This is a genomic window from Frankia sp. CcWB2, assembly GCF_977927585.1.
Genome location: NZ_CDWRCM010000055.1, coordinates 1 through 6,659, shown reverse-complemented (window position 1 = coordinate 6,659; position 6,659 = coordinate 1). Strand labels below are relative to the sequence as shown.

The following is a 6,659-nucleotide window of genomic DNA, read 5'->3' as shown; positions in this document are numbered from 1 at the left end:
CCTGACTGCACCAGCAGGGAGAACGGCACGTGGCTCAGGGCACGGTGAAGTGGTTCAACTCGGAGAAGGGCTTCGGCTTCATCTCCGTGGACGGCGGCGGTTCCGACGTCTTCGTTCACTACAGCGCGATTCAGATGGACGGTTACAAGGCACTTGAGGAGGGCCAGCGGGTCGAGTTCCAGGTGACCCAGGGTCAGAAGGGTCCGCAGGCCGACGCCGTCCGCGTCGTCTGAGCCACGAGAGACTTCAACGGCCAGCCCGCCCAAGGGTCCTCCTGGGGCGGGCTGGCCGCTTCTCGGCCAGTTCGGTATCCGACAGTTCGGTAGAAGGTATGTTTTTCCTGGCTGTCTCGATCATTTTCTCGAGCCGGAAAGCGCGGGGCGTTCATCGGTTCCCGCATGGCGTGGTTCTCGGCCAAAAACTTAACGCCTGATTAAAGGTACAGCTCGACTCCTCACCGGTGGAGCCGCGTAGGTCTCGCATCAGACGTGATGTCGGTTTGGTGTGGGCCGGCTTGTCAGCCGCCGATCGCTTCGTCGGCCACGAGAAGTTCGGCGATCTGCAGGGTGTTCAACGCGGCGCCTTTGCGCAGGTTGTCCCCGCAGAGGAACAGCGCGACCTCGTGCGGGTCGTCCGGCGACTGCCGGATTCGGCCGACCCAGGTCGGGTCCGTTCCGACGACGTCGGCTGGGGTCGGGAACTCGCCGGCTGACGGATCGTCGACGACGGCGACGCCAGGAGCGTTCAGCAGCACCGTGCGCGCCTCGTCCGCCGTCACCGGCCGAGCGAAGCGGGCGTGCACCGCGACCGCGTGCGTGGTGATGACCGGCACCCGGACACAGGTAGCCGACACCCGCAGATCCGGGATACCCAGGATCTTGCGGGACTCGTTGCGGACCTTGAACTCCTCCGAGGACCAGCCACCGTCCTTCAGCGAACCGGCCCAGGGCACGACGTTGAGCGCCAGCGGCGCCGGGAACGGGCCGAGGCCGTCCTCACCGATGGCCTTACGCACGTCACCGGCGGTCCGCCCCAGCTCGCGGGTGCCACCGACGACGGTGAGCTGGTCGTAGAGGGCGTCGATGCCGGCCTGCCCGGCACCGCTCGCGGCCTGGTAGGAGGCCGCGAACATCGACTCCAGCCCGAACGCCCGGTGCAGGGCGCCGACCGCGACGATCATCGACAGGGTGGTGCAGTTCGGGTTCGCGATGATGCCCCGCGGCCGCGCGGGAATCTGGTCGGCGTTCACCTCCGGCACGACCAGCGGCACGTCGGCGTCCAGCCGGAACGCGCCGGAGTTGTCGACCGCGACCGCGCCGTGGGCCGCCGCCACCGGTGCCCACCGGGCGGAGACCTCGTCGGGAACATCGAACACGGCCACGTCCACGCCGTCGAAGACCGCCGGTGCCAAGGCCTGGACGACGACGCCCGCGCCGCGCACCCGTACCGTCCGCCCCGCCGATCGGGCCGAGGCGATCGGCCGGATCTCTCCCCAGATGCCGGGGCGTTCGTCGAGCAGCGACAGCATCACCGTGCCGACCGCGCCGGTCGCTCCCACCACTGCGAGCGTCGGTCGCCGGCCCGCCTCGTTACTCGTCACGATCCATCCTCCTGATTCGCCACTGTGCCGCCGCGGCGTGTCCAGCTGCCGCGCTGTGCCGCCGTCTCGAGGACCTGCGACGTCGCCAACGTCATCGTCCGGTTCCCGCGTACACGATCGCCCCGCCGTCCGGGTCACCCAGGTCGAAGGCGCCGTGCACGGCCCGCACGGCGAGCGGGAGGTCGGTGTCGCGCACCACCACTGAGATGCGAATCTCAGAGGTGGAGATGATCTCGATGTTGACCCCTGCGTCGGCGAGAGAGCCGAAGAACCGGGCGGACACTCCCGGGTGTGACTTCATCCCCGCGCCGATCAGCGACAGCTTGCCGATGTGGTCGTCGTAGAGGGTGCGCTCGAAGCCAATCTCGCTTTGGACCTTCGTGAGCGCGGTGAGCGCGGTACGTCCATCCGCCTTGGGCAGGGTGAACGAGATGTCCGTCCGCCCCGACCCGGCGACCGAGCCGACCTGAACGATCATGTCCAGGTTGACGTCGGTCTCCGCCACGGCCCGGAACACCGCCGCCGCCACCCCAGGCTTGTCCGGGCATCCGACGACCGTCACCTTCGCCTCGCTGAGGTCGTGCGCGACCCCACGGATGATGGCCTGTTCCACGAGCTGTTCCTCCGGAATCTCGGTGATCCACGTGCCCGGCTTCGCCGAGAAGGACGATCGGACATGCACGGGGACGCTGTAACGGCGGGCGTACTCGACGCACCTCAGCATGAGGACCTTCGCGCCGCAGGCCGCCATCTCCAGCATCTCCTCATAGGAGATCGTGTCGATGCGGTGGGCGTCGGGGACGATGCGCGGGTCTGCGGTGAACACGCCGTCCACATCGGTGTAGATCTCGCAGGCGTCCGCTCCCAGCGCGGCAGCGAGCGCCACCGCGGTCGTGTCCGAGCCGCCTCGACCGAGCGTGGTGATGTCCTTCGTGTCCTGGCTCACACCCTGGAAGCCCGCGACGATCGCGATCGCGCCGGAGTCCAGGGCGGTGCGGATCCGCCCGGGGGTAACGTCGATGATGCGCGCCTTGCCGTGCACCGAATCAGTGATGACTCCGGCCTGGGAGCCGGTGAACGAGCGGGCCTCGGCGCCGAGGGTGGTGATCGCCATGGCCAGCAGCGCCATCGAGATCCGCTCACCGGCGGTGAGCAGCATGTCGAGCTCCCGGGCGGGCGGAAGCGGCGAGACCTGTTCGGCCAGATCGAGAAGTTCGTCGGTGGTGTCACCCATCGCGCTGACCACCACGACGACGTCGTTGCCGGCCCGCCGGTTCTCCACGATTCGCTCAGCGACTCGTTTGATGCGGTCCGCGTCGGCAACGGAGGACCCACCGAACTTCGCGACCAAGAGCGCCATGGCAGCCAGGTTACCGAGCGCGGCCGCTAACCGAGCGCGGTCGCCCGGTAGCCTTGCCTGGCGGTTCGTGCCGGGATCTGGTCCGGTGTCCCTTTTCCGCCGCCGGGACGATGTCGCCCCGGCGACGGGGTGCTGGGCGTATTCCTTCCGGTGTGCCAGGGTGATGACATCCGCACCACGGCTCACCCGCACGACTGGCTCACCCGGACGACCGACTGCGACGCACGCGGTCCACGCGATGGTCCCCGACGCCGAGGACCAGCTCAGGAAGGACGATCCTCAATGGCAGTCAGCCTTGCCAAGGGCGGCAACGTCAGCCTCACGAAGCAGGCCGCCGAGGCCGGCACCCCTCAGCTCACCGCGTTGAACGTCGGGCTCGGATGGGACGCCCGCACGACCACCGGGACCGATTTCGACCTGGACGCCTCTGCCATCGGCGTCCGGGCGGACGGCAAGGTCCTCAACGACGGCTACTTCATCTTCTTCAACAACCTCGCGTCCCCCGAGGGGGCGATCACGCTCACCGGTGACAACCTGACCGGGCAGGGCGAGGGGGACGACGAGTCCGTTATCGTCAACCTTGCGTTGGTTCCAGCCGACATTGACCGGATTATCGTTCCGGTTTCCATCTACGACGCGGTGAACCGGAACCAGAACTTCGGCCAGGTGCGCAACGCCTACATCCGCGTGGTCGACCAGGGTGGAAACGAGCTGGTCCGCTACGATTTGTCCGAGGACTACTCCACCGAAACCGTCGTCATCTTTGGCGAGGTCTACCGCAACGGCGCCGACTGGAAGTTCCGCGCCGTCGGCCAGGGCCACAACGACCTCGGTGGTCTGGCGCGCGATCATGGCGTCAACATCTGAGCTACCCGAGCGGGTGCGTGCCTGGCAATGCGTGCCTGGCAAGTAGTCGCTCCCGGGCCGATGAGCACCCGCCCGCTGCGCCCGGCCGAGCTGCCCGTGCCCCGGCCAGGGCCGGGCCAGGTTCGGGTCCACGTCGACGCCTGCGGAGTCTGCCGTACCGATCTTCACCTCGCAGAGGGTGATCTCCCGCCGCACCGACCGCGCACCGTGCCCGGACATGAGGTCGTCGGACGGGTCGACGCGGTCGGCGAGGGGGTGAGCGGCGTGCGGACCGGGGACCGGCTGGGTATCGCCTGGCTGGCCTCGACCGACGGGACCTGCGGGTACTGTCGGCGCGGAGCGGAGAACCTCTGCCCGGCCTCGACCTACACCGGATGGGATGTCGACGGCGGCTACGCCGAGTACGCCTGCGTGCGCGCCGACTATGCTTACCGGCTGCCCGACGGCTACAGCGACGCGGAGCTTGCCCCGCTGCTGTGCGCCGGCATCGTCGGCTACCGGGCGCTGCGCCGGGCGGAGCTGCCGCCCGGCGGGCGGCTCGGCATCTATGGGTTCGGCGCGTCCGCTCATCTCGCCGCCCAGGTGGCGATCGCCCAGGGCGCCACCGTCCACGTGATGACGCGCTCGGCGCGGGCCCGCGAGCTCGCTCTGGAACTCGGCGCCGCCTCGGCGGGCGAGGCATATGCCGCACCGCCCGAGCCGCTGGACGCGGCCGTGCTCTTCGCCCCGGTGGGTGACCTGGTGCCGGTGGCGCTCGCCGCGCTCGACCGCGGCGGCACGCTGTCCATCGCGGGCATCCACCTCAGCGACATCCCGCCGCTCGTCTACTCCGACCATCTGTTTCAGGAACGGTCCGTCCGCAGCACGACCGCCAACACTCGCACCGACGGTGAGGAGTTCCTGGCGATCGCCGCCGAGCACCGGCTTGCGGTGACCGTGTCGCCCTACCCGCTGTCCGCGGCCGACCGGGCCCTCGCCGACCTCGCCGCCGACCGGGTCACCGGCGCGGCCGTGCTGCTGCCCTGACCGTTTTGCCTGTCCTGCCGGTGCCGGACCTTCCGGATCTGGTTCGTAGATCCGGGAGGGACCGGGATCCGGGAGGGAGCGGGAGTTCGGCGACCTCGCCGGGAGAGGCGCGCTGAGCTTCCGCGTTCAGTCGCCGCGGGTCGCGAGTCGGCGCAGGAGCAGGGTGCCCGCGGTGGTCAGTACGGCGGCCGTCGCAATCTCGCGCGGCAGGCGGTGCCGGGCCTCGTTCTGGATCGCTTCGTGGAAACGGTCGAACCGGCTCGGCCAGGGACTCACCCCGACGAAGTACCGGCCCACCTTGTCGGTGTCCGGTAGGCAGGCACCGGTCATGCCGGCGAGGACGGCGAGTCGGCGCCCGGCGGGGGCGGACGCCGTCAACAAGGCCATGGCCGCGAGCCCTGCCACGCCGTCCTTGCGTGCGATCGGCAGCCATTCCGGCTCGGTGTTCGGACCCGTTCCCCAGTGGGGCAACGCGTCCATGACCAGGTGCGAGACGAAGCCGGCGGCGAGGGCGGACATCGGATGCCGGATCGCCATGCCCACGAAAGCGCCCGCCCCGACGTGTGAGCTGATGATCATGTTTCAGGACCTCCTGGTGGCAGACGGACGGCAGAGCGTTCGCCGGGTACCTCCTACCCTGACGTCCCGGTTGGAGGATGCGTACCGCGGGGTGATGGTGGAGCCTTCCGGCGATCACCATCAGTGGTCGCCTGGTGGTCTCCGTGTTTGGGGGGCGCGGGTACCACCGCTCCCGGGATCGGATCCGGGCGTCCGATGCTCGCGCGAAGGTGCGCGCGGACGCCGTCCCACCTTCTCTGAATGCTCTTGCTGCCGCCCGTCTCGATGCGTTCGTCGATGCTCCGGCCGATTCCCACGCCGACGCGCGAGCCGACGAATTCATCGGATGCCCGCGCAGATGCTCGGGCGAATGCGCATCATGGGTAGATCGGTGCGCCTCGTAGCATCTGGCCGCGTAGCGGAACGACTCGGCGGCAATCCATGGATGAAGGGTTGCTGTAGCGTAAGGGAGATAACTTAGAGTGATCAATTTTGAGGTTTGGGTGGCGTGGGTGCGAGAAGCTACCGGGATGTCCTCCGGTGAGGACGGCGGTTCGCCGGGCGGTCCGGGGTACCGCGGCGGCGTGGGTCCGGGGCGTCGCGGCGCCGGAGACCTGAGCGGTGTGGATGGATAGGCGCGTCCGTGATCTACGCATATGCCACCTACCAGCCGTCTGCGACCTGGCCACGCCGGTGCCGTCGGGGGTGGTCGTCTCCGTCGCGTGGCGGCTGGAAGGGGCCGGGCGGATCATCGGCGGCATGGTGCCCCGCGGCCGTCCCGGGGCCGGCCCGCAGGGTAAACGGGTCCTGCACGGCGAGGGGATCTGGGCGGCCGAGATGTATCCGCGGGACCGGGAGATCTCGGCGGAGGCCGACCTCGTCGAGCCGGGTTCGGCGGCTCGGCCGGTCCGACTGGTGGTGCACGGCTCCGACCGTGACATCATCGGCTATCTGGATCAGCCCCGCCTGCCGGCCACCCGACTCGCCCGGCTCACGACCGGGCTGCGCCGGGACGCCCGTCAGGTCAGGGTCCGGGCGGCCGGGCGGGTCTGGTGGATACGGGCGACGAACGTCTTCGGAGTACAGGTCGTCCGGGATCCCGAGGTACGGATCTACCGCACCAGAGGATTACACGCCGTGTTCAGCGCCGAGGCCGACCATCTTGACGTCAGCGTGGTCCTGCTGACCCTGGCCTCGATTCCCAGCTCGGCCTACGCCCCCATCCTGGGGTTCTAGCTCTGTCTTCCG

The 6,659-nt window shown here is 69.2% G+C and carries 7 protein-coding genes; 4 read left to right on the top strand and 3 right to left on the bottom strand.

Annotated elements, in window-relative coordinates:
- Positions 1–29 precede the first annotated feature (29 nt).
- Positions 30–233 carry a cold-shock protein gene (locus ACY45C_RS08260; protein ID WP_009740954.1) on the top strand — a complete coding sequence of 68 codons (204 nt, stop codon included), beginning with the start codon at positions 30–32 and terminating at the stop codon, positions 231–233.
- A gap of 284 nt (positions 234–517) precedes the next feature.
- Here the strand turns inward: ACY45C_RS08260 and ACY45C_RS08255 are convergent, their stop codons facing one another.
- Together ACY45C_RS08255 and ACY45C_RS08250 are read right to left on the bottom strand one after the other, a co-directional pair.
- Entirely contained in the window at positions 518–1,600 is a 1,083-nt protein-coding gene (locus ACY45C_RS08255) for an aspartate-semialdehyde dehydrogenase (RefSeq protein ID WP_462187034.1), read from the bottom strand.
- 91 nt (positions 1,601–1,691) lie between these two features.
- The gene (locus tag ACY45C_RS08250) at positions 1,692–2,960 is read right to left on the bottom strand and encodes an aspartate kinase (protein ID WP_462187033.1); all 1,269 of its coding nucleotides are present in this window, start codon (positions 2,958–2,960) and stop codon (positions 1,692–1,694) included.
- A gap of 282 nt (positions 2,961–3,242) precedes the next feature.
- On the opposite strand from ACY45C_RS08250, the gene ACY45C_RS08245 reads away from it, so the two are divergent.
- Together ACY45C_RS08245 and ACY45C_RS08240 are read left to right on the top strand one after the other, a co-directional pair.
- Entirely contained in the window at positions 3,243–3,827 is a 585-nt protein-coding gene (locus ACY45C_RS08245) for a TerD family protein (protein ID WP_462187032.1), read from the top strand.
- A gap of 27 nt (positions 3,828–3,854) precedes the next feature.
- Positions 3,855–4,853 (top strand): zinc-dependent alcohol dehydrogenase family protein, encoded by a 999-nt coding sequence (locus ACY45C_RS08240; RefSeq protein ID WP_462187031.1) that lies wholly within the window; start codon positions 3,855–3,857, stop codon positions 4,851–4,853.
- A 126-nt stretch (positions 4,854–4,979) separates the two neighbouring features.
- Here the strand turns inward: ACY45C_RS08240 and ACY45C_RS08235 are convergent, their stop codons facing one another.
- Positions 4,980–5,432, bottom strand: coding sequence for a hypothetical protein (locus ACY45C_RS08235; RefSeq protein WP_462187030.1), 453 nt, complete (start codon positions 5,430–5,432; stop codon positions 4,980–4,982).
- Between the two features lie 606 nt (positions 5,433–6,038).
- Between ACY45C_RS08235 and ACY45C_RS08230 the strand changes: the two genes are divergently transcribed.
- Positions 6,039–6,647, top strand: a complete 609-nt coding sequence (locus ACY45C_RS08230) for a hypothetical protein (RefSeq protein WP_462187029.1) — start codon at positions 6,039–6,041, stop codon at positions 6,645–6,647.
- Positions 6,648–6,659: the final 12 nt, after the last annotated feature.